The sequence below is a fragment of the Micromonospora sp. LZ34 genome (genome assembly GCF_052981855.1).
This window is the reverse complement of sequence record NZ_JBRIQN010000013.1, coordinates 55,210-76,337: the sequence shown is the minus strand read 5'-3', so window position 1 is coordinate 76,337 and position 21,128 is coordinate 55,210. Positions and strand designations below refer to the sequence as shown.

At 72.2% G+C, this 21,128-nt stretch carries 15 protein-coding genes and 1 pseudogene; 3 read left to right on the top strand and 13 right to left on the bottom strand.

The annotated features are described in order from the left end of the window. Positions 1-24: 24 nt before the first annotated feature. Positions 25-647 (bottom strand): annotated as a pseudogene (locus ACVCAH_RS16515) (DUF2804 domain-containing protein). Between the two features lie 515 nt (positions 648-1,162). Here ACVCAH_RS16515 and ACVCAH_RS16510 point away from each other — a divergent pair. Then, positions 1,163-2,401, top strand: coding sequence for a glycoside hydrolase domain-containing protein (locus ACVCAH_RS16510; RefSeq protein WP_447137102.1), 1,239 nt, complete (start codon positions 1,163-1,165; stop codon positions 2,399-2,401). Positions 2,402-2,448: 47 nt separating this feature from the next. On the opposite strand, the gene ACVCAH_RS16505 is transcribed toward ACVCAH_RS16510, so the two are convergent. The 4 genes from ACVCAH_RS16505 to ACVCAH_RS16490 form a co-directional block, all read right to left on the bottom strand. Further along, complete coding sequence (locus ACVCAH_RS16505) at positions 2,449-3,672, bottom strand: multidrug effflux MFS transporter (RefSeq protein WP_447137101.1); 1,224 nt, start codon at positions 3,670-3,672, stop codon at positions 2,449-2,451. A 208-nt stretch (positions 3,673-3,880) separates the two neighbouring features. Continuing rightward, on the bottom strand, positions 3,881-4,828 hold the full coding sequence (locus ACVCAH_RS16500) for an ion transporter (protein WP_447137013.1): 948 nt from the start codon (positions 4,826-4,828) through the stop codon (positions 3,881-3,883). Between the two features lie 130 nt (positions 4,829-4,958). Next, positions 4,959-5,705 carry a hypothetical protein gene (locus ACVCAH_RS16495; RefSeq protein WP_447137012.1) on the bottom strand — a complete coding sequence of 249 codons (747 nt, stop codon included), beginning with the start codon at positions 5,703-5,705 and terminating at the stop codon, positions 4,959-4,961. Positions 5,706-5,768: 63 nt separating this feature from the next. Further along, a complete protein-coding gene (locus ACVCAH_RS16490) occupies positions 5,769-6,272 on the bottom strand; it encodes a hypothetical protein (protein ID WP_447137011.1) in 504 nt (167 codons plus the stop codon). 162 nt (positions 6,273-6,434) lie between these two features. Between ACVCAH_RS16490 and ligD the strand changes: the two genes are divergently transcribed. Beyond that, positions 6,435-7,400, top strand: coding sequence for a non-homologous end-joining DNA ligase (gene ligD / locus ACVCAH_RS16485; protein ID WP_447137010.1), 966 nt, complete (start codon positions 6,435-6,437; stop codon positions 7,398-7,400). Positions 7,401-7,419: 19 nt separating this feature from the next. Here ligD and ACVCAH_RS16480 read toward each other — a convergent pair whose 3' ends face one another. The 6 genes from ACVCAH_RS16480 to ACVCAH_RS16455 form a co-directional block, all read right to left on the bottom strand. Beyond that, positions 7,420-8,724, bottom strand: coding sequence for an MFS transporter (locus ACVCAH_RS16480; protein WP_447137009.1), 1,305 nt, complete (start codon positions 8,722-8,724; stop codon positions 7,420-7,422). Positions 8,725-8,807: 83 nt separating this feature from the next. Beyond that, positions 8,808-14,867: a DUF4011 domain-containing protein gene (locus ACVCAH_RS16475; protein WP_447137008.1), complete on the bottom strand. Its 6,060-nt coding sequence runs from the start codon at positions 14,865-14,867 to the stop codon at positions 8,808-8,810. A 232-nt stretch (positions 14,868-15,099) separates the two neighbouring features. Continuing rightward, entirely contained in the window at positions 15,100-15,648 is a 549-nt protein-coding gene (locus ACVCAH_RS16470) for a carboxymuconolactone decarboxylase family protein (protein ID WP_447137007.1), read from the bottom strand. Positions 15,649-15,823: 175 nt separating this feature from the next. Beyond that, positions 15,824-16,279, bottom strand: coding sequence for a VOC family protein (locus ACVCAH_RS16465; protein ID WP_447137006.1), 456 nt, complete (start codon positions 16,277-16,279; stop codon positions 15,824-15,826). An 89-nt stretch (positions 16,280-16,368) separates the two neighbouring features. After that, positions 16,369-16,719: a DUF3817 domain-containing protein gene (locus ACVCAH_RS16460; RefSeq protein WP_447137005.1), complete on the bottom strand. Its 351-nt coding sequence runs from the start codon at positions 16,717-16,719 to the stop codon at positions 16,369-16,371. Then, on the bottom strand, positions 16,716-17,186 hold the full coding sequence (locus ACVCAH_RS16455) for a DUF2269 family protein (protein WP_447137004.1): 471 nt from the start codon (positions 17,184-17,186) through the stop codon (positions 16,716-16,718). Before ACVCAH_RS16455 ends, ACVCAH_RS16460 begins: the two co-directional genes overlap by 4 nt. A gap of 142 nt (positions 17,187-17,328) precedes the next feature. Here ACVCAH_RS16455 and ACVCAH_RS16450 point away from each other — a divergent pair, with 142 nt between their 5' ends. Then, positions 17,329-18,273 carry a GlxA family transcriptional regulator gene (locus tag ACVCAH_RS16450; protein WP_447137003.1) on the top strand — a complete coding sequence of 315 codons (945 nt, stop codon included), beginning with the start codon at positions 17,329-17,331 and terminating at the stop codon, positions 18,271-18,273. A gap of 25 nt (positions 18,274-18,298) precedes the next feature. On the opposite strand, the gene mmsB is transcribed toward ACVCAH_RS16450, so the two are convergent. Next, complete coding sequence (gene mmsB, locus ACVCAH_RS16445) at positions 18,299-19,540, bottom strand: multiple monosaccharide ABC transporter permease (RefSeq protein ID WP_447137002.1); 1,242 nt, start codon at positions 19,538-19,540, stop codon at positions 18,299-18,301. Further along, positions 19,537-21,075: a multiple monosaccharide ABC transporter ATP-binding protein gene (gene mmsA, locus ACVCAH_RS16440; RefSeq protein WP_447137100.1), complete on the bottom strand. Its 1,539-nt coding sequence runs from the start codon at positions 21,073-21,075 to the stop codon at positions 19,537-19,539. Before mmsA ends, mmsB begins: the two co-directional genes overlap by 4 nt. Between the last annotated feature and the right edge of the window lie 53 nt (positions 21,076-21,128).

Sequence of the window (21,128 nt, the reverse complement as noted above, 5' to 3'; positions counted from 1 at the left end):
CACCGTCGCGCCGACCCGGCCGGGCTACCAGCGGTTACGGGCCTCCTCCGCCCAGCCGACGAGGCCGTCGAGGTCGATCCGCGCACCGTCGCCGGTGAGCGCCCAGCCGGAGAAGTGGCCGAAGCACTGGTGGGTCTCGTTGGCCAGCACACCGAGGCTGGTGCGCGCGACCCGTTCGTGGAACGGGTGGAACGCCACGTCCACCCGGTCGCCGGTGATCCGCCACGGCCGCGTCCGCTGCCGGCCGCCCAGTTCCAGCAGATGGCGTACGGCCACCTCCCGCGGCCGTGGTCGAGCACGGCGAACGAGTCGTCCTCGGCGATCGGGTACGTGGTGCCGTCGACCCGCACCATGCCCCGCACCGGCCGGCCGACGTCCTTGACCGTGTACTGGAACCGGCGGGTGCTCCACGGCGCCACGACGCCGAGCGACTCGTGGTTCGGCGGCGACGGCACCTCCACGTCGATCTCGACGCCGGGGGCGGTGGCGCGGATCATGCTGCCGTCCCCGGCTTGAGCGATGTCAATCGCCAGGCCGTCGCCGCGTGCCCGCACCGCGCCCACGCCGCTCGCCGTGGTGTTTGTGGGACGGCCCCGATTGCACCACTCCTCATTGACGTCGGTCTCTGGCGCTGTTCGTCCGCGCATGGTAGGAATCTGCCAAAGAAGCCATCGTGTGCGAAGGATTTTCCCGCAGAGGGGCGTCGATGAGGAAAAGCAGGATCATGGCCGGCCTGGCGGCCGCCATCGTCGGTCTGGCGGTGGCGGCCACACCAACCCGGGCCGCCCCCACGGACGACCGGATCGTCAGCTACCACGGCTACCGCGTGCCGGTGCCGGCGGACTGGCAGATCGTCGACCTCTCCACCGACCCGCACGCGTGCGTCCGGTTCGACCGGCCCGCGGTCTACCTCGGCCATCCGGGCGACGAGCCCTGGTGCCCTTCCGGGCTGGTCGGGCGTACGGCGGGGCTGATCATCGAGCCGCTCGACGCCGTCACCGCCGAGCGCGTCGCCACGGACACCGCCGTCACGACGAGCGCCCGGGCGACCGCGGACAGCAGCCCGGTGTCCCGCGACGGATCGATCCAGGTCGCGGTCCGCGACGCGGGCGTCCTCGTCACGGCCTTCCACACCCCGGAGACCGAGTCGACGGTCCGCCGGATCCTGGCCTCCGCCCGGCTCGGACAGGGCGCCACGCGGGTGTCCCTGGACGCCGTGCGCGCGGCCGCGAAGCCCGCCACGGCGCTGCCGTTGGCGGCGTCCGGCCCGCAGCCGGGCACCTACACCGGCAAGGGCTTCGACACGTGTACCGCCCCCTCCCAGTCGACCATGAACGCGTGGCGCGACACGTCGCCCTACCGTGCGGTCGGCATCTACATCAGCGGCGCCAGCCGATCCTGCGCCCAGGCCAACCTCACCGCGACCTGGGTGACCAACCAGACCAACAACGGCTGGCACCTCATCCCCATCGAACTCGACCGTCAGGCGCCGTGCGGCACCCGCACGCCGAAGATGTCGTACGACCCGGCCACCGCCCGATCGCAGGGGGCGACCCGGGCGACCAGTGCGGTGAGCGCGGCCCAGGCGCTGGGCATCCCCGCCGGAAGCGTGATCTACAACGACATCGAGCACTACCCGTCGAGTGAGTCGTGCAAGGCGGCGGTGTTGTCGTACCTCTCCGGGTGGACCGAACGGCTGCACGCGCTGGGCTACCTCTCCGGGATGTACTCCAGCGGCTCCTCGGGCGTCCGGGATCTGTGCGGCGCCTACCACGACACCCGGTACACCCGGGTCGACCACCTCTTCTTCGCCTGGTGGAACGGCGCGGCGGACACCGACGCCGGCGACTACTGCCCGGACGGGTACTACGCCAACCGTCAGCGCATCCACCAGTACACCGGTGACAGCTACGAGACCTGGGGCGGCGTGCGGATCTACATCGACCGCGACTATCTCGACGTCTCGACCGGCACCACGGAGCCACCGCCGGGTTTCAGCGTCACGGTCGACAACACCACCACGGGTCGGTTCACCGCGAGCGCGAACTGGGGCACCTCGACCTACTCCGGTCAACGGCTCGGTCCCGACTACCGGTTCGCCACGCCGACCCCGGCCAGCGATGTCGCCTGGTACCGAGCGGACCTGCCGGAGACCGGCAGCTACCAGGTCTCGGTCTGGTATCCGGCCGACGCGGGCTACAACGACTCGACTCCGTACATTGTGGCCACCACCGGCGGTAACCAGACCGTGCGGGTGAACCAGCGGGTCAACGGTGGTCAGTGGGTGTCGCTGGGCGTGTTCACCCTGGCCGCGGGCGACGGCGACAAGGTGGGAGTGAGCCGGTGGACCAGCGGCACCGGCTACGTCATCGCCGACGCGGTCCGCATCACCCGGGTCTGACCGGCCGGGCGGTGGCGGCGCCACGAGCGGCGCCACCGCCCGCACCGTCAGTGCGCCGGCACGACCACCGCGTCCGGTTCGAGGTCGACGAGCCGGGCCGGACGCACGACCACGAACAGCACCACCATCGCCGCCACCATGCCGCCGGCGACGACCAGGGACATCGCGACCGCGCCATTGCCCAGCACGCCCACCAGGGGTGCGGCCAGCGCGCCGACGCCGAACTGCACGGCGCCGAGCAGCGCGGAGGCCGTACCGGCCGCCTCCCCGTGCCGGGACAGGGCCAGGGCCGGCGCGTTCGGCATGGCGAGGCCCGCCGCGGCGAGCACCACCCACAGCGACACCAGCAGGCTCGGCAGGCCGCCGAGGCCGGTCGCGGCGAAGGCGAGCAGCGCCAGGCCGGCCGCGGTCCCGACGCCCAGGGAGGTGACGAGGATCCGCTGCGGTGAGTAACGGCGCAGCAGCCGTACGTTGACCTGCGTCGCCGCGATCAGCCCGACGGCGCCCGCGCCGAAGGCCAGCCCGAACTGTTGCTCGTCCAGTCCGTACTGCTCCTGCAGGACGAACGACGACCCGGCCACGTAGGCGAACAGCGCCGCCATGGCCAGCCCGGCGACCAGCACCAGGCCCACGAACGTCCGGTCCCGCAGCAGCGAGCCGTACACGGTCAGCGTCGCGACCACCCCGCCGCGCTGGCGGCGGTCGGCCGGTAGCGTCTCGCGCAGGCCGAGCACGGCGACCACGACGAGCAGCACACCGAAGGCGGCCAGCGCCACGAACACGCCGCGCCAGTCCGTCCAGCGCAGCACCCCGCCACCGAGGGTCGGCGCGAGGATCGGCGCCGCCCCCATCACCAGCAGCAGCCGGGAGAGCAGCCTGGCGAAGGCCGCGCCGCTGAACAGGTCGCGGACCACGGCCATCGCGACCACCGAGGCCGCGGCGACGCCGAGGCCCTGCAGCACCCGCAACGCGCCCAGCACCGCGATGTTCGGTGCGACGACGCAGAGCAGCGACGCCACGACGTGCAGCGCGATGCCGGCGATCAGCGGCGCGCGCCGGCCGACGGCGTCGGACAGCGGGCCGATCAGCAACTGGCCGAGGGCGAGGCCCGCCAGCGTGCCGGTGAGGGTCAGTTGGACCGCCGCCGACGTGGTCTGGAAGTCGGCGACGATCGCCGGAAGTGCGGGCAGGTACATGTCGATCGTCAGCGGCCCCACCGCGATCAGCGATCCGAGCACGAGGACGAGCCGCAGGCGTTGCCGGGGGCTCATCAGGTCACCCGGCGTCAGCGGAGCCGCCGGAACCTCGGGAGCGTCGACGCCGGCGGTCATCGGGTCAGCTCCGGCCGGTCGTCGGGCAGGCGGGCGGGAAACAGCGCAGGAGTCACATCTGACTCCAGGTCCGGATCCGGTGATCTGATTCCCGATCAGGTGGGAGGTGCCGCAGGTCACAGTCGGGCGGCGGCGCGGGCCGTCGCCCTCAGCTCGTGCGCTCGCCCTGGTGCGGGCGCGGCCGGCCGGGCCCGTCGTCGCGGTCGATCCGTAGTTCCCGCTCCAGTTCGACGATGACGGCCCGCAGGTCGTCCAGCCGCTGGGTGAGCGCGATCCGGTCCACCTCGTCGGGCACGCCGTCGCCGTCCTCGTCGTAGTCGGGCGACAGCCGCTCGGTCATCTCCAGCCGGCGCGCCTCCTCCATCGAGTTGACGATGACCGCGATCAGGATGTTCAGCAGCAGGTTCACGGTGATCATCACGTAGCTGACGTAGTAGAGCAGGGTCCACGGTGACACCGTCATGCCCTGCTGGATGAGATCCGGCAGGGTCTCCAGCGACAGCAGCACGAACAGGGTGAGCAGGGAGCGGCCGATGTCCCCGTACTGTTCCGGAAACCGCTCCCCGAAGATCAACCAGCCGGCCATGCCGTAGACGTAGAGGGTGACGGCCGCCAGGGCGAGGAAACCCGCGACGCCCGGGAGGCTTCGCCACAGCGCCGCCACGATGGTGCGCAGGCCGGGCGAGAACCGCACCAGGCGCAGCACCCGGGCCACCCGCAGGAACCGCAGCACGGCCGAGTCGCCGTGCAGCCCGGGGATGAAGATCGCCGCGGTCACCAGGAAGTCGAAGACGTTCCAGCCGTGCCGGAAGAAGTCCTGCGGCCGGCGGCCGTACGCCAGCACCCGGATCGCGATCTCGACGACGAAGACCAGCCGGAAGAACCGCTCCAACCAGTGCAGCACCGGCTCCGCCGCCCCGAGATCGCGGTACGTCTCGACGCCGAGCACCACCCCGTTGGCCATGATGGCGACGACGATGACCGCCTCGAACGGGCGGGACCCGGCGATCCGCGCGCAGCGTTCCGCCAGACTCGCGGGCCCGGCGGGAGACCGCGGACCGCGGCCGCGCTGCGCGGGTACGGACGGCCGGCTCACCGCCTCCACACGTCCGCACAGGCAGCGGAGACCGCGGGCCGAGCACCGGAAGGACGATCAAGCATGCCGACAGCCTAAGCGGCGCCGCCCGACGGTGATTCCCCTGATTCGGCCGGTGTGCCGCCGATGCTCAGGCCCACTTCCCCTCGAAGAGCGGCTCGACCGGGCGCTCCCGGCGCCCGATCCGCAGGTCCCCGAAGACGGTGCTCCGCTCCGCCCGCTCGACCTCCGCGTCCAGGTCGATCTGCAACTCCTCGGAGGCGTCGTGCGCCGCGCCGATGAGAACCATTTCGGTCCCGGCATGGTCGAGGAAGCCGGGCGGGTCGAGCGGGGCGAAGCGGCGGCCGTGGAACTTCTCCTGCAACGCGGCGGGCAGCGTGACCTTCCGGGAGCCCCGCAGGCCGACCCCGGGCGGGGAGGGTGCCTGCGGGTTCTTCACCGTGACGATGTAGCTCGCCTCCGGCTCGATGCTCAGTTCGTGCTGCGGAGGGCCGGGGTGCAGGGGCAGTTCGAGTTCGTACGCGAGGTGGGTGTGGTCGTCGTGGCGGGCGATCACGTACGCCCCCTCCGCCGCCGGCCGGGCCGGCGGCTGCTCCCGCCTGTCGCGGGTCTTCGTCCGGTACGTGCGCGCCCGCAGCGTCTCGTGCAGCTGCTCCGGCCGCTCCACCACCTCGTCGACGAACGCCCAGAACCGGTCGTGCTCGTCGATACCGGGCAGCCGCTTGCGCCCGACCACGAGGAGCCGCAGGTGCCGCCCCCGCCACGGGTGCATCACCACCAACAGCCGCTGCACCTCGTCGAGCGAGTCGACGTGCTCCTCCGCCACCCGTGGGCGGTAGAAGAAGTAGATGTCCCCGTCCTCAAGCAGTTCGGCCACCCGCGCCGGGTACCCGGACCGGCCGCCGATCCAACCCCCGGTGTCCCTGCTGTTCAGGATCGGTCAGCTGTCGGCGTAGACCAGGTCCATCGTGTCGGTGCGCCCGGACCAGCGGAGGTCGAGGTGCCAGCAGCCCGCCCGCGGCATGTCGATGATCGATGGGCCCGGACCGCCGGCGACCTCGTGGGTCACCCGGATGTCGGTGCCGTCGAGCGTCGCGGTGATCGTCAAGGTGGCCGGCGACGTCGGGTCGGACGGGGTGTCGGCCGGACGGGAGACCCAGAGGATCTTGTTGTTGGACCCGTCCTTCCGGTCCGGCCGCAGCGGGTGACCGAACAGCACCGCGACGATGTCACCCTTCGCGCCGAAGACGTGCGGGGCGCGGGCGTCCCCGCTGAACCCGGCGTCCGCCCAGTCGGGCAGCGACCCGGTCTCGATCTGCGAGCCGCAGCCGGTCGCGGCGCCCGCCGCCGCGCTCGCCGAGGCCGTGGTGGCCGATGCGCCGGCCGGTGTGGTTGGCCCGTCCGTGGGCGTGCACGCCGCCAGCAGGACCGCCGACCCCAGCAACAACCTGCCCCATGACCGCATCTCGCGCCTTCCGTCGTGCCCGCCGTTGACTCCTGCCGTTATCAGGACACCGGCCGGGTCTTTCACGTTCCCCGGTGAACTCGGTGAGCCGGCTTGACCGAAGGCCGCATCTCGGGACGCTGAGTTGGTCATGATCGAGGCGTGACTGCCAGGATGCCGACCCTCGTGCGCCCGATGCTCGCCACGAGCGGCGCCCTGCCCGGCGGGTCCGGTTGGGGGTACGAGTTCAAGTGGGACGGCGTGCGCGCGATCGCCTACGTCGCCGGCGACGTGCGGCTGCTCAGCCGCAACGACCGCGACGTCACCCGGGCGTACCCGGAACTGGACGAGTTGGCGCAGCTGCTGCCGGGTCGGCGGGCGGTGCTGGACGGCGAGATCGTGGCGCTCGACGACCAGGGCCGGCCCAGCTTCTCCGCGCTGCAGCGCCGCATGCACGTCCGGGCACCGTCCGCCGGACTGGTCACCGCGACTCCGGTCCGGCTGTACCTGTTCGACCTCCTGCACCTCGACGGGCGGGACCTCACCGCCCTGCCGTACACCGAGCGCCGCAGCGCGCTGCAGGAGCTGAACCTCAGCGGGCAGGGCGTCGACACCCCGCCCTACTGGACCGGCGACGCCGGTCGGGATCTGGCCACGGCCGCCGCCGACCTCGGCCTCGAAGGGGTCGTCGCCAAGCAGCTCGGCTCACCGTACGAACCTGGCCGCCGCTCCCCGGCCTGGGTGAAGGTGCCCCTCAACGACACCGTCGAGGTCATCGTGGGCGGCTACCAGCCCGGCGCCGGCCGGCGCGCCGGCACCATCGGTTCCCTGCTGCTCGGCATGTACGACCGCACCGACAAGCTGACCTACATCGGCCACGTCGGCACCGGCTTCACCCAGACCGCGCTGCGCGACCTGCAGCAGCGGCTGAACCCGCTACGCCGCCCGGACCCACCGTTCGACTTCCCGGTGCCGCGTGAGCACGCCCGGCACGCCGTCTGGGTGGACCCGGTCCTGGTCGGCGACGTCACCTTCCGGTCCTGGACCCCCGATCACCGACTGCGTCACCCGTCCTGGAAGGGGCTCCGCAGCGACCGGGAACCCACCGAGATCCGGCTGCAACGCTGAACCGGAGCTGCCGCGGACGTCAGGGCCGCTGCTGCGCCGGGCGGCGGCGACGCAGGTCGAACGCGTCCGGATGGCGGGCGAACACCCACGTCGCGAGGGCGAGCGCCACCAGGCACAGCGCTCCCGGGACGACGAAGCCGACCTGGTGGCCGAGCGCGGCAACGGAAAGTGTCGCCACGAGGCTTCCGTTGACGGTCGCCACGTTCTCGTGACTGAGGTACATCGACGTCGCCGCCCCGGGCCGTCCCCGCATCAACCGCTGCGCCAGGTCGATGCCGACCATCACGGTGGCCGCGCCGAAGATCGCGTACCCGACCTGCAGCAGCATCAGCTGGCCGGGTGTGGCCACGACGACCAGCCCGCCGTAGTAGAGCACGCTCGCGGCACCGCCGGCCAGGAACACCGTGCCGCGTCCCCAGCGCTGGGCCGCGAACGCCATCGCCGGCATGAGCACCAGCTCGCACAGCGGTGGCACCGCCAGCGCGAAGCCGGTCAGCTGCAGCGGGGCGTGCAGGGAGACACTCATCAGGATCGGCAGCTGGGCCAACTGCATCACGCGTCCACTGGAGAACAACACCATGACGACCGCGAGGACGAGCAGCAGCCGCTGACCGTCCGCCGTCCTCGTCCGGGCGGCGGCGGGTTCGTCGGTGTTCTCGTCCAGGCCCGGAGGCGGCGTCCCGGCGGCGCCGGTGTCACCCGCTCGCAGGAGGTACCACGACAGCGTCACGCAGCAGAAGCAGACGACGGCCACGGCCTGCAGGAGCGACCGTGGCCCGAGATAGGCCAGACCGAGACCGCCGATGCCGAATCCGGCGAACGAACCGATCGACAGCAGCATGCGCAGCAGGGCGATCACGGCGGTGGACGTGGCGGCGTCCCGCTGCCGGTCGACGAGGTCACGGGCGTGGGCCATCAGCTGCGCGTTGGGGACGCCGACCGCGCAGAAGAAGACGACCCCGACGGCGAGCATCGCCGGGTACGACCGGACGCTCGCCAGGATCGCGTAGCCGATCCCCAGCCACGCGAGACTGGCCGGGATGAGCAGCCGTCGGACGCCGGCGCGGTCGGAGAGGTGACCGGTCGCGAGCAGCGCCGCCATGCTGGCCACCGCGACGAGGGCGAAGTTGACCGTCACCTCGGTGTCGGAGGCGCCCAACTCGTTCCGGGCGTACAGCGCCAGCACGCCCAGCGCCGCGAACGACGCCGTCGAGCTGACCAGCATCAGCGCCATCAGCGGCCGGTACGGCGCCGAGGCCCGCCACGCGTGCGCTGCCCGGCCGCCGCTGCCGGCGCCCTGCGGAGCGTCGACCTGTGCCGCCATCAACGCCTCCCGCGGCTATTCCGGTGCTCGGTGCTCCGCACGTCCGTATGTTGCCCCGGCACACGCTCGTGACCGCACCGCGATCACCGTCCTACCCGGAGGTCGCCGCTGCGGTCGCGGCGGATCCGGCCGCTGGTGATGGCGATGTGCAGCCCGTACCGGAGCAGTTTGTCGATCTTCTCGGTGCGGCGGCGGTAGCCGAGCAGCTCCAGCCCGGCCCGCAGCAGGTGCTCCTCCCCCAGGTTCGGGGTCAACGCCAGGGCGTGGGCGAGGGCGTTGGCGACCTCCTCGGGCGGCACCTCCTCGAAGGCCCGGTCCGCGCTCGCCTGCGTGGTGCGGTAGGCGTGGGAGGTCTGCGGGTCCATGCCGTCCGGCCAGGCGAAGACCCCGACGGTGGGGTGGCGGTGCAGGGTGCGGGAATCCACCAGCCTCAGCACCGCCGCGCGACGGTCCTCCCGGGTGCGGGCGAAGCCGAAGCGGGCGAGCGTCAGTCGGGCGAGCCGGTGCTGCTCGACCGGGCCCTCCACGGCGATGATCTCGCGCAGGCTCTCCCGGACGAGGTCCCGGATGCGGCGGTCGGTGCCGATCAGATCGATGTCGCCCTGGTCGCCGATCAGCGTCGGCACGTACGGCACGAAGGGGCTGGCGGTCGGGTGGCCTGCCGGGATGGTCAGCCCCGGGGCGGCGGCGACGCCCACCGGCGTGGTCACCCCGGACGGGGCGGTGGGGGCGAGCGCGGCGATGGTGACGACCTGCTCGCTGGCCGGCGGCTCCTCGTCATTCCCGGATCCGGCCGGATCCTCCCTGGTCGGCACCCCGACGGGCGGCGTCGGGGCCGTGCGCTGGCCCGGCGCCGCGCTCTCCGCCAGGGGCTCGGCGTCCTGCCGCGGCGCGGGCAGGTCGGTCAGCGCGCCCCGGCCGTCCGACGGGCCCGGCGACCCGGGTTCGTCGGGGGTCGGCTCGACGCGGTTCGCCGCGGCGACGGCGGCGTCGACCTGGTCGAGCAGGGTGGCCGAGTTGTGGATCCACGCCGGCAGCCAGCAGCGGACCACGGCCGGCCAGCCCATGATCGAGGTGAGCAGGGTGGGCGCGGAGTCCCGGTCCGCCACGGTCGGTCGGCTGCCCCACTCGGGGCTGTCGAGCATGACGGCCACCTGCCAGCGGCTGGCGCCGGGCTGGCGGACGGCGATGTCGACCGTGAAGTCGGACAGGCCGTGGTTGGTGGTGACCTCGTGGCCGCGGGTGCGGAGCGCGGCGGCGACCTCGTCGCGGATGCGGCTGCGGCGTTCGGCCCGGGCGGTCGCCAGGTCGCCCAGTCGGTCCGCGCCGGCGGCGGCCATCTCGCAGTACGCCCGCAGGTGCTGGGTGCCCAGGGCGGAGGTGCGGGACAGGTCGATGTCGGACGGGTCGAAGGAGGCGTAGAGCACCACCTGGCGGCGGGCGCGGGTGATCGCGACGTTGAGTCGGCGTTCACCGCCGGCCTGGCTGAGCGGGCCGAAGTTCAGTGGCAGCTGGCCGGTGTCGGGGTTGGTGGAGAAGGCCAGCGAGAAGAGCACCACGTCGCGTTCGTCGCCCTGCACGTTCTCCAGGTTCTTGACGAAGATCGGCTCGGTGGCGGTGGCGGCGAGCTGGTCGCGGAGGAGCGGGTCGGTGCTCTCCTCGAGAAGGTTGAGGATGAGGTCGCGCTGCTGGATGTTGAAGGTGACCACGCCGATCGACTGGCCGGCGGTGGCCGGGTCGTGCAGGCGTCGGACGATCTCGTCGAGAATGGCTCTCGCTTCCACCTCGTTGGTGCGGGTGGCACCGCGGTCGTACTGGCCGTCGACGCGGCGCCAGGTGATGCCGGCGGTCTCGCCGGCGCCGGGCGAGGGCAGGCTGGAGAGTTTGCTGTCGTAGTAGTAGCGGTTGGAGAAGGCGATCAGCGACTCGTCGTGGCTGCGGTAGTGCCACGACAGCCACCGCTGCGGCAGTCCGGATTCGACCGCTTCGCTGAGGATGCTCTCGAGGTCCTCCGGGACCGGCCCGTCGCCCTCGTCCGGCTCGTCGGGGGTGTGGGTGGCCTGCATGATGCTCGTCGGGGGCATCTGCCGGGAGTCGCCGACCACCACCACGGCGCGGCCGCGGCCCATCGCGCCGACGGCCTCGGCGACCCGGATCTGCGAGGCCTCGTCGAAGATGACCAGGTCGAAGCGTTGGCGCCCGGAGACGAGGAAGTTCGCGGCCGACGCCGGGCTGACCAGCACGCAGGGGGTCAGCGTCAGCACCACGTCCGGGTACAGCTCGAACAGCTCCCGGAAGGAGCGGCCGCCGCGCTTGCGGCGCAGTTCGGCGGCGAAGTCGGCGAACCGGCCGCGGCGTTCGGTGGGGCGGAAGGGCCGGCGGTCGACCAGCACGGACGGAAGTCGGTGCGGCAGCGTGGCGCGCAGCTGCCCGGCGGCCGCCTCGAACTGGGCGATCTGGTCGTCGTGCAGCTCCGGGTCGAAGTACTGGAGTCCGCCGGCGCGCAGCCGCTCGGTCAGCGAGGTCTGGGCGAGCCCGCGCCGGTAGGCCTCCTCGGCGAGCTGCGGGTTGACCGCGCCGCGCAGCAGCTGCTCCCGGTATTCGACCAGCCCGGCGGCGGTGAGGACATCGCCGTGGCCGAGCAGGGTGGCCCAGCGGCGCAGCGGGAACAGCTCCTCCGCCCGCAGGTCGGCCAGCCAGGTGGCGCCGTCGCGCTCCCAGGCGTCGAGCCAGTGGGTTCCGCCGGTCCAGAGCGCCAGCTCCGCCGTACCGCTGGCCAGCACGCCCTGCCAGGCCCGCCACCGCGCGGCGGTCCGGTCCAGCAGCGCCGCCTGCGCCTGCCCGAAGCCCCGCAGCAGCTCCCACACCGCGGGGTACGCGGCGAGCAGGGTCCGGCTCGTCCGGGTCGCCTCGACCGCGTCGCGGAGCTGCTGTTCGGCGTGCGGGTCGGTGGGGCGCCAGGTGGGGGGCAGCAGCAGCCCGCCGGTGGCGGTCACCTGCTGGTGCAGCGCGGCGGCGTGGGCCTGCGCGGCGGCCAGCCGACCGGTGACCAGCTCCACCTGCTCGGGGTCGATCGTCGCGCCGGGCTGCAGGTGCACGGCGAGCCGGTCGGCGATCGCCTGGCGGCGTTTGCGCTTGCCGAACAGCCGCCTGCCCGCCTCCTGGGCCTCGGCGTGCCAGGCGGTCAGGTCGGCGACGGTGAAGACGTCGCCGCGGAAGGTGGTCAGCTCGGCGGCGAAGCCGTGCCGGAACCCGGTCAGGTCGGCCTGCAGCCGGTTGACCGTCTCGTCCCAGCGCCGGTCCGACCCGCGCAGGGTGGTGTCCCGGTCCGGCAGGACGCCCCGGGCGGCGAGCCACGCGGCGGCCTGCACCTCGCGGATCGCCTCCGGGGTGGGCAGCCTGCGCAGCAGGTCGAGCAGGTCGGGTCGGGTGGCGAGGTCGGCGCGGAGGCGTTCCAGTTCGGCGGCGATCTCGGTGACCGCGTCGGCGTGCAGGCCGTCCAGGTCGCGGCGGCCGCTGATCGCCCAGGGGTGCTCGGGGCGCAGGCGCGCGGAGCGGGCGGCGGCCGGGAACTCGCGCAGGGCGGTCTCCACCCGGTGGCGCTGCTCGGCCGGCACGCCGAGGTGGCCGGCGGGCACGGGGGCGGTGGGCCCGTCGCCGTACGCGAGCCGCTGCTCGTAGGCCGACCAGAGCGACATGCCGGCGGCGTTGTCGGTGTGCACCTGCTCGGGGTAGCTGGCCAGCGGTGCGAGCCGGGCGCGGTAGGCGGTCTCGACGGCGGTCCAGGTGCCGTCGTCGCCCGCGGTGTGCTGGTCGAGGGCGTCGCGCAGTTGCTGGCGGATGGCGTTGAGGGACTGCTTGCGGCCGTGCAGGTCGAGAGCGAACGGGCCGAGGCCGATCTGCTTGAGTCGGCGTTTGACCACGTCCAGGGCGGCCTGCTTCTCGGCGACGAAGAGCACCGACCGTCCGGCGGCGACGGCGGTGGCGATCATGTTGGTGATGGTCTGCGACTTGCCGGTGCCGGGCGGGCCCTCCAGGACGAAGGACTGACCGTGCGCGGCCAGCACGATGGCCTGCATCTGCGAGCCGTCGGCGGGGATCGGCAGGTGCAGCTGCGCCTCGTCGACGGTCACGTCGTCGTCGGTGCCGGCCGGGTCGTCGAACGAGGCCCCGGACGACTCCACCAGGTGCCGTACCACCGGGTTCTCCAGGAACCTCGGCCAGTGGTCGGTGAGGTCCCGCCACATCTGGAAGGTGGAGAACTGCAGCAGGCGCAGGCTGGCGGTCTCGTCGATGCGGTAGTTGAGCCGGTTGTCGACCAGTCCGGCGTTGATCGCCGCGAGGGTCTTGGCGATGTCGATGCCGTGCTCGTCGAGGACCGGACGCTCCAGCTCCGGGATCCGCACGCCGTGCTTCACCCGCAGCCACTCCACCAGGCAGTGGTTGGGGGTGGCGACCTCGGCGCCGTCGATGACGATGGCGTACGGCCGCCGGCCGGTGCCGCCCTCGATCCGCACCGGCAGCAGGAACAGCGGCGCGTTCGCCTCACCGCCGGTGCTCTTGGCGTGCACCAGGGTGCCGATGGTCAGGTAGAGGTAGTTACTGCCGGTCTCCTGCTCCATGGTGCGCGCCTCGCGTTGCAGCGAACGCATGGCGGTCTTGTAGCGCACCTCGGTCACCGCGCCGTAGACGCGCCGGTCGGTGCGCAGCTCCCGGGTCAGCATGTCGGCGTCGAGGTCCTGCGCCCGGCGGGTGCCGGCGAGCTCGTGCACGTGGCTGATTTCGTCCTGCGGGATGATCTGCACCTGTTTGCCGTCGTGGATCAGGTCGTCCAGCAGGGGCAGCGCGCCGGCGGGCACGTGCAGGTCCAGGCCACGACCACGCTTGGGCAGGTTGAGCAGCGGGTTGCGCAGGCTCAGGTCGAGCAGCGACTTCTTCCACTGCTGCACCCGCGGCGGCGAGCCGTCGGACTGCGGCGGGGCCTCGTCGCCCTCGTCGGCGAGTTGCCGCAGCTTCGCCGCCGCGACCCCGTCCGGCAGGTCGATCGACGCCCCGGCGGCGGCCGTCGCGTCCTCGGCCGGGGCGGTGGTGGCCAGCTCGTCGGTCGAGGGCAGCGGACGGATCCCCGAGCGGTGGGCCAGGTGCACGTCGACGACGCCCTGCAGCCGCTGCCCCTGGCCGCGGAAATGGCCGAGGCCGGCCTGCACCGCCTGGGTGAAGGTGGCGGTCTGCGCGCCCGGCCCGAGCCGGGTCAGCTCCACCGGCACCGCCCGGCCGGAATCGACCATGGAGATGAGCAGGTTCGTCTCGGTCACCGCGGCGGAACCGAGCCGCTCCTCCTCGAGGAGGAAGCCGCCGAAGGCGTGCCCCTCGGTGATGAAGATGAGCGGGTGCAGCCCGGCCGCTTCCAGGCAGGCCGCGTAGGTGACCGACAGGTCGAGGCAGTTGCCGAGCCGGCCGTCGAGGACGGCGGCGGTGGTGCGTACCTTCTGCCCGGTGTTCTCGAACGACGCCGGCAGGATCTGGTAGGTGATGCCGAGGCCGCGCAGCGCCTCGTAGACCGCGCCGGCGATCAGCGCGGCGCGCTCCGAGCCCTCCTGATAGCCCTGCAGCGACCCCGATCCGGTGCGGGCCAGCAGGATCTGCGCCGCCGCGCGCAGCACCGCGGCGACCGCCGTGGTGTTGGGCTGCACGAACGCGGCCAGCGTGTCGTAGAGGGCGGGGCTGTTGAACCACTCGTTGTGGGCCAGCACCGACGACGGCGCGACCAGCCGCAGCCCGGGCTGGCCGTGGCCGGTGACGGTGAGCCGGTAGTCGACCGGGAACGCCTCGTCGGTGCGGCCGAGCAGGCCGCGGTCCGGCACGAACTCGCGGAAGTCGTCCCAGCTCGTGGTCGCACCCGGGCGCAGCGGGGTGGCCAGCGTGCGGGTCCATGACTCGGTGAGGGCGCCGTCGGGCCCGAGCAGCTCCAGCGTCACCGTCGCCCCGGCCAGCGGAGTGTCGCCCACATTGGTCAGCGTCAGGTGCCGTACCAGCGGCACCCGGTTGTGCACCAGCGCGGCGTTGATCGCCGGCTGCACCAGCAGTTCGGCGGCGAGCCGCCCGTCGTCGGTGGCGAACTGCGCGAAGACGCTGTCGGGCATGGTCGGTTTCTCCTGCTAGCGGGGGCGGGCGCCAGCCTAGCGGCCACCTCCCCCATTCCTGCGCCCGCCGACTCGTCCGCGCACCGATCCGGACCTTGGGCCCGGTCGGTCGGACTGGTCGGTGGACGCGCGAAACCCGACCTGACGATCCTGGTCGACGGCGATCTCGCCGTCGCCTGGGAGCCGCAACCACGTCCAGGTGCGGCCGACCGACGGTCAGCCGTCGGAGCGGTCAGTGTGCGGCGTAGCCGTGGTCGACGATCCGGCGCGCCGCCGCCGCGTACGCCTGCGGGTCGGCGGGCGCGACGGCGCCCAGACCGTCGACGTACCGGTTGAACATGGAGAAGGCGGCGGCGATCAGCACCGTGTCGTGGATCTCCAGGTCGGTAGCGCCCTCGGCGCGCGCCCCCGTCACCAGGTCGGCGGTCACCTTCCGGCCGTCCTGCCGGACGGCGGCGGCGATGCGCAGCAGGGCGCGCAGCTTGCCGGAGATCGGCGCGTTCTCCGGATCGGCGCGGACCTGCTCGACCAGCGGCATGCCGCCGTCGAGTCGGGCTGCGGCGACCGCGGAGTGACCCGAGGCGCAGTAGCCGTATTCGTTCAGCCCGGAAACGTAGGCGGCGATCAGCTCACGCTCCCCCGGAGTCAACGGGTGCGGCTCGGAGCGCAGGAGGACCTCGGCCAGTTCGTTGAGCGGCCTCGCCGTCTCGGGGCGGAACCGCATCAGCCCGACGATGCCGGGGAACTGCTGCTCGTCGACTCCAAGGGGAATGTGCGCCATGCCGTCACGCTCCGGTCAGGTCTGGGGTGGGTGCTCCGCACCCTGCCACAGCCGAGCCCTTCGCGCTGTCTCCGCTGGCGCTCCCCCGCTCTCATCCGGAGATGGACGCGACGATGCCGCGCACGTCGGGGTTTACTGGCCAGCTGCCCGGCGGCCGAGAGCGATGAACCGGTCGTCAGGCTGCGGCGGGAGCGACCCGGCCCATCTCGGCGAGGATGCCGGTGCCCTGCCCGAGCTCGATCAGGTAGCCGTCCGGATCCCGCAGGTAGCAGCGGACCTCGACGCCGTGGTCCTTCGGCTCGGTCAGGAACTCCCCACCCCGTGACCGCCACAGCTCGTAGACCTTCCGGACGTCGGTGACCCGGACGTTCATCGCGCCGCTGAGCGTGTTCGGATCCGGCGGCGCCTGTGCCCGTACGTCAGGCTTGTCGTCGGTCGGACCGCCCTCGTCGTTGATCACGATGTAGCTGTTGTGGAACCGCAGGATCGCCGGCTGGCGTTCCCGCACCACCGTCGCGCCGAGCACCCGCCGGTAGAACTCCCGCGAACGGTCCACGTCCCGCACGATCAGCAGGTGCGTGAGCACCAGCCCACCCTCGGGCTGGAAGTAGTCCGGCGCCTCGCTCGCCATCCACGCCTCCCCCGGTCCAGTCGGCAGGGCGTACCCGCTTGCAGTGCCGGCACACCTTCCGTCGGGCGGGTGCACTCTGCTGTCAGGCGCTACCGCACCGGCTCGTCGAGGGTGCCCGCGGCCACGCTCCCGTCCCCGCCACCATCGATCGACCCTGCCGAGGTCGGTGCACGGCGGTCCCGGGCCGACATGAACCTTCGGTCGAGGAGCAGCCCACCGACACCCGGGACGAGCGCGGTCAGGATCGTTCCGGCTGTCACCGGGCGACGGCTCGCGGCAACGCCGACCACGAAGAGGTACGCGCATCCGTGCACCGGCCCGGCCAGGGACGACACGGCCGACCAGTGCGCCGTGGCGAGGTTGGCCAGCAGGACGACCAGAGAGACGAGTTCGACGAGGGCGGCGACGCGAAGCAGCCGGATCCCGCTGTCCACGGTCACGCTCCCGTGGTGGAGCCGGGGCGCCAGACCATCAGCACGGTGACCGTGGCCCACGCCAGGTTGAACACGCCGGTCAGCATCGCGAGCCGGGCTGCCGGTCGCCCAGCCGGGGCCGGCCCGCCCGGGGCGGCAGCCGGATCGGCGAGCAGCGCCGCCTGGCCGGGCAGTACGCCGAAGGCCAGGGTCGCCGCGGCCACGGCGGTCAGCACGATCGACGTGATCAGCCACGGGTCGCCCAGGACGCCGAGGCTGCTGGCGGTGGCGAAGCCGAAGATCGGGACGCTGACGCCGAGCATCGCGTAGACGCGACAGATCCGGTGCAGCAGGGCCGGCGCGGCGGCCCGCCGGGCGGTCGGTTCGGCGCGCAGCCGGCGGACCGCCGCCGGGAACATGCTGGCCGCCACGGTCACCGGTCCGACCGCCAGGATCGCGGCCAGGACGTGCAGGGAAAGCAGGAGCTTGGTCACGAGCCGACGCTAGAGCCGACGAGGATCATCGGCCAGCGGCGGGATTGCCACCTTCCAACGGATTCTCGCCAGCCCGGGATCGGGATCGATCGGGCTCGTCGGCACGCTTGGCGGGAACCGGCGGGCCCCCTACTGTCGTGCCATGCACACCGTGGCCGTGCTCGCGCTGGACGGGCTCATTCCGTTCGACCTGGCGACCCCGATCGAGGTGTTCAGCCGCGCCCGCCTACCCGGCGGGGGCCAGGCGTACCGAGTCCGGGTGTGCGCGCCCACCCCGATGATCGAGGCTGGCCTGTTCCGCCTGCACGCACCCTGGGGTCTCGACGCGCTGACCCAGGCCGACACCGTCGTCGTGCCCGGGCGCGCCGACCCCGCCGCGCCCGTACCCGACGTGGTGCTGGAGGCGCTCCGACAGGCCGCCGCCGACGGCACCCGCTTGGCGTCCATCTGCGTCGGCGCGTTCGTCCTCGCCGCGACCGGGCTGCTCGACGGGCAGCGCGCCACCACCCACTGGCTCGTCGCCGACCTGCTCGCGCGCCGGCATCCCGCCGTGCGGGTGGATCCCGACGTGCTCTACGTCGACAATGGACAACTCCTCACCTCGGCCGGCGCGGCCGCCGGCCTGGACCTGTGCCTGCACCTGGTCCGCCGGGATTTCGGCTCCGCGGTGGCCGCCGACGCCGCCCGGCTGGCGGTGATGGCCCTGGAACGCGAGGGCGGCCAGGCACAGTTCATCGTGCACGACACCCCGCCCGCGCCGAAGGGCTCGGTCCTCGAACCGGTGCTGCGGTGGATGCAGGACAACCTCGACCGGGACCTGACCCTGCGGGACATCGCCGCGCACGCCGGGATGAGCACCCGCAGCCTCAACCGGTACTTCCGGGAGCAGGCGGGCACCAGTCCGCTGCAGTGGTTGCAGCGGACCCGCGTCCGGCAGGCCCAACACCTGCTCGAAACCACGACGTACCCCGTGGAACGCATCGCCGCGCAGGTCGGGTTCGGCTCACCGACGGCCTTCCGGGACCGCTTCAAGCGGGTCGTCGGGACCAGCCCGCAGGCGTACCGGGCCGCCTTCCGCGCCAGCTAGGCCGGCTCGGTGCCATCTCCCGGCGTCAGCGGCCGGCGCGCCGCTTGTTGTACACGTCGAAGGCCACGGCGACCAGCAGCACCAGTCCCTTCACCACCGACTGCACCGACTGGTCGACCCCCATCAGCTGCATGCCATTGCTCATCACCGCCATGATGAGGCCGCCGACCATGGCGCCCACGACGGTGCCGACCCCGCCGGTGACGGCCGCGCCGCCGATGAAGGCCGCCGCGATCGCGTCCAGTTCGAACATGTTGCCGGCCGCGGGTTGGGCCCCGTTGGATCGCGACGAGTAGATGACCCCGGCGACGGCGGAGAGAAAACCCATGTTGACGAAGACCCAGAAGTTGACGGTGCGGACCCGCACCCCGGACAGCATCGCCGCCGGCAGGTTGCCGCCGATCGCGTAGACCTGTCGACCGAAGACCGTACGCCGGGTGAGCAGGCCGTAGACGAGCACGAGCACGGCCAGGATGATCAGCACGATGGGGAGCCCACGGGCGTGGGCCAGTTGCCAGGCGAAGTACATGACGACGGCGGCCACCAGCGTCACCCGCGCGACGAACAGCGGGAACGATTCGACGGGCTGCTCGTAGCGGATGCGGGCCACCCGGGTCCGGAAGCCGCTCACCGCGTAGCCCGCCACCGCGACGGCCCCGATGAGGAGGGTGAAGGCGTCGTAGCCCTGGCCACCGAGCAGCCCGTTGAGGAACCCCGCCGCGACCCGCTGGTACTCGGCCGGGAACGGCGACAGGGAAATGTTGTCGAGCACGCGGAGGGTGAGCCCGCGGAACAGGAGCATGCCGGCCAGGGTGACGATGAAGGCCGGTATTCCTGCGTAGGCAACCCAGATCCCGTGCCAGGCCCCGACCGCGATTCCGACGGCCAGTGCGGCCAGGACGCCGATCCACCAGGGGTACCCCTCCCGGATGACGAGCACGGCGGAGACGGCACCGGTGAGCGCGACCACGGACCCCACCGAGAGGTCGATGTGTCCCCCGATGATCACGATGACCATGCCGATCGCGAGCACCAGGATGTACGAGTACTGCAGGACGATGTTCGTGATGTTGCCGGGGCTGAGTGACACGCCGTCGGTCAGGATCGCGAAGAGGGCGACGATCACGACGAGGGCGATGTAGATCCCGCTCTGCCGAAGGTTGCCCAGGATCAGGGTTCGTGGGTTGCTGGTCCCGGTGTGCAGGGCGGCGGCCGCGCCGTCGGACGGCGTACGGTGTGGAGCCGCGGGAGGCTTGGTGCTGGTCATCCGACGGGTTCCCTGTCCTTCGTCATGAGTTCCATGAGTTTTTCCTGGGTGGCCTCCCCGACCGGCAGTTCGCCGGTGATCCTGCCGGCCGCGAGGGTGTAGATCCGGTCGCACATCCCGAGCAGTTCCGGGAGCTCCGAGGAGATGAGGATGACGGCCTTGCCGTCCGCCACCAGGCGGTTGACGATCGTGTAGATCTCGAACTTCGCCCCGACGTCGATGCCGCGCGTCGGCTCGTCCAGGATCAGCACGTCCGGGTCGGTGAACAGCCACTTCGACAGGACGACCTTCTGCTGGTTGCCGCCGGACAGCTTGCCGACCACCGCCATGACGCTCGGTGCCTTGATGTTCATGTCACGGCGGCCCGCCTCGGCGACCTTGATCTCCTGGTTGCCGTCCACCCAACCCAGGCGGGCGAGCTTGCCCAGCGCCGCCGCCGAGATGTTGCCGCGTACATCGTCGATCAGGTTGAGTCCGTAGCGCTTGCGGTCCTCCGTCGCGTACGCGATGCCGTTGTCGATCGCCTCCGCCACCGTGCGCGCCCTGACCTCGCGGCCGTGCACGAACAGCCGGCCGGTGATGTCGCGTCCGTACGACCGGCCGAACACGCTCATGGCGAGTTCGGTCCGCCCCGCGCCCATGAGTCCGGCGATGCCGACGACCTCGCCGGCCCGGACGTTCAGGCTGACACTGTCGACCACCCGCCGGTCCTGGGTCGGGTGCCGCACGGTCCAGTCCTCGATCCGCAGCACCTCCGCACCCGGCGACGACACCCGCTCCGGGTAGAAGCTGGCCAGGTCACGGCCCACCATGCCGCGGATGATCCGCTCCTGCGTCACGGCGGTGGAGCGCACGTCGAGCGTCTCGACCGTCCGCCCGTCGCGGATGACGGTGGTCGAGTCGGCGATCGCGGTGATCTCGTTGAGCTTGTGCGAGATCATGATGCAGGTGATCCCCTGCTGCCGGAGCCGGCGCATCAGGTCCAGCAGGTGAGTCGAGTCGATGTCGTTGAGCGCGGCGGTCGGTTCGTCGAGGATGAGCAGGCGGACCTTCTTGGACAGCGCCTTGGCGATCTCCACCAGCTGTTGCTGGCCCACGCCGAGCTGGATGACCGGCGTGACGGGGCTCTCGTGCAGCCCCACCGACTCCAGCAGCCGCGCCGCCTCGGCGTTGGTCCGGTTCCAGTCGATCAGGCCGCCGGCGCCGCGCCGCTCGTTGCCGAGGAAGATGTTCTCGGCGATCGACAGATACGGCACCAGGGCGAGTTCCTGATGGATGATGACGATGCCGCGCGCCTCGCTGTCGCGGATGCCCCGGAAGTGCACCGGCTCGCCGTCGAAGACGATCTCGCCGTCGTAGCTGCCGGACGGATACACGCCCGACAGCACCTTCATCAGGGTGGACTTGCCGGCGCCGTTCTCACCGCAGATCGCGTGGATCGCTCCGCGTCGCACCGCGAGCGAGACGTCCCGCAGCGCCGTCACCCCGGGGAAGGTCTTCGTGATGTGCCGCATCTCGAGGATGTGGTCGTCCATGGTCACCGTCCTGATCGTTGCGGGCTCGGGTGCGGTACGACCGGGCTCGGTGG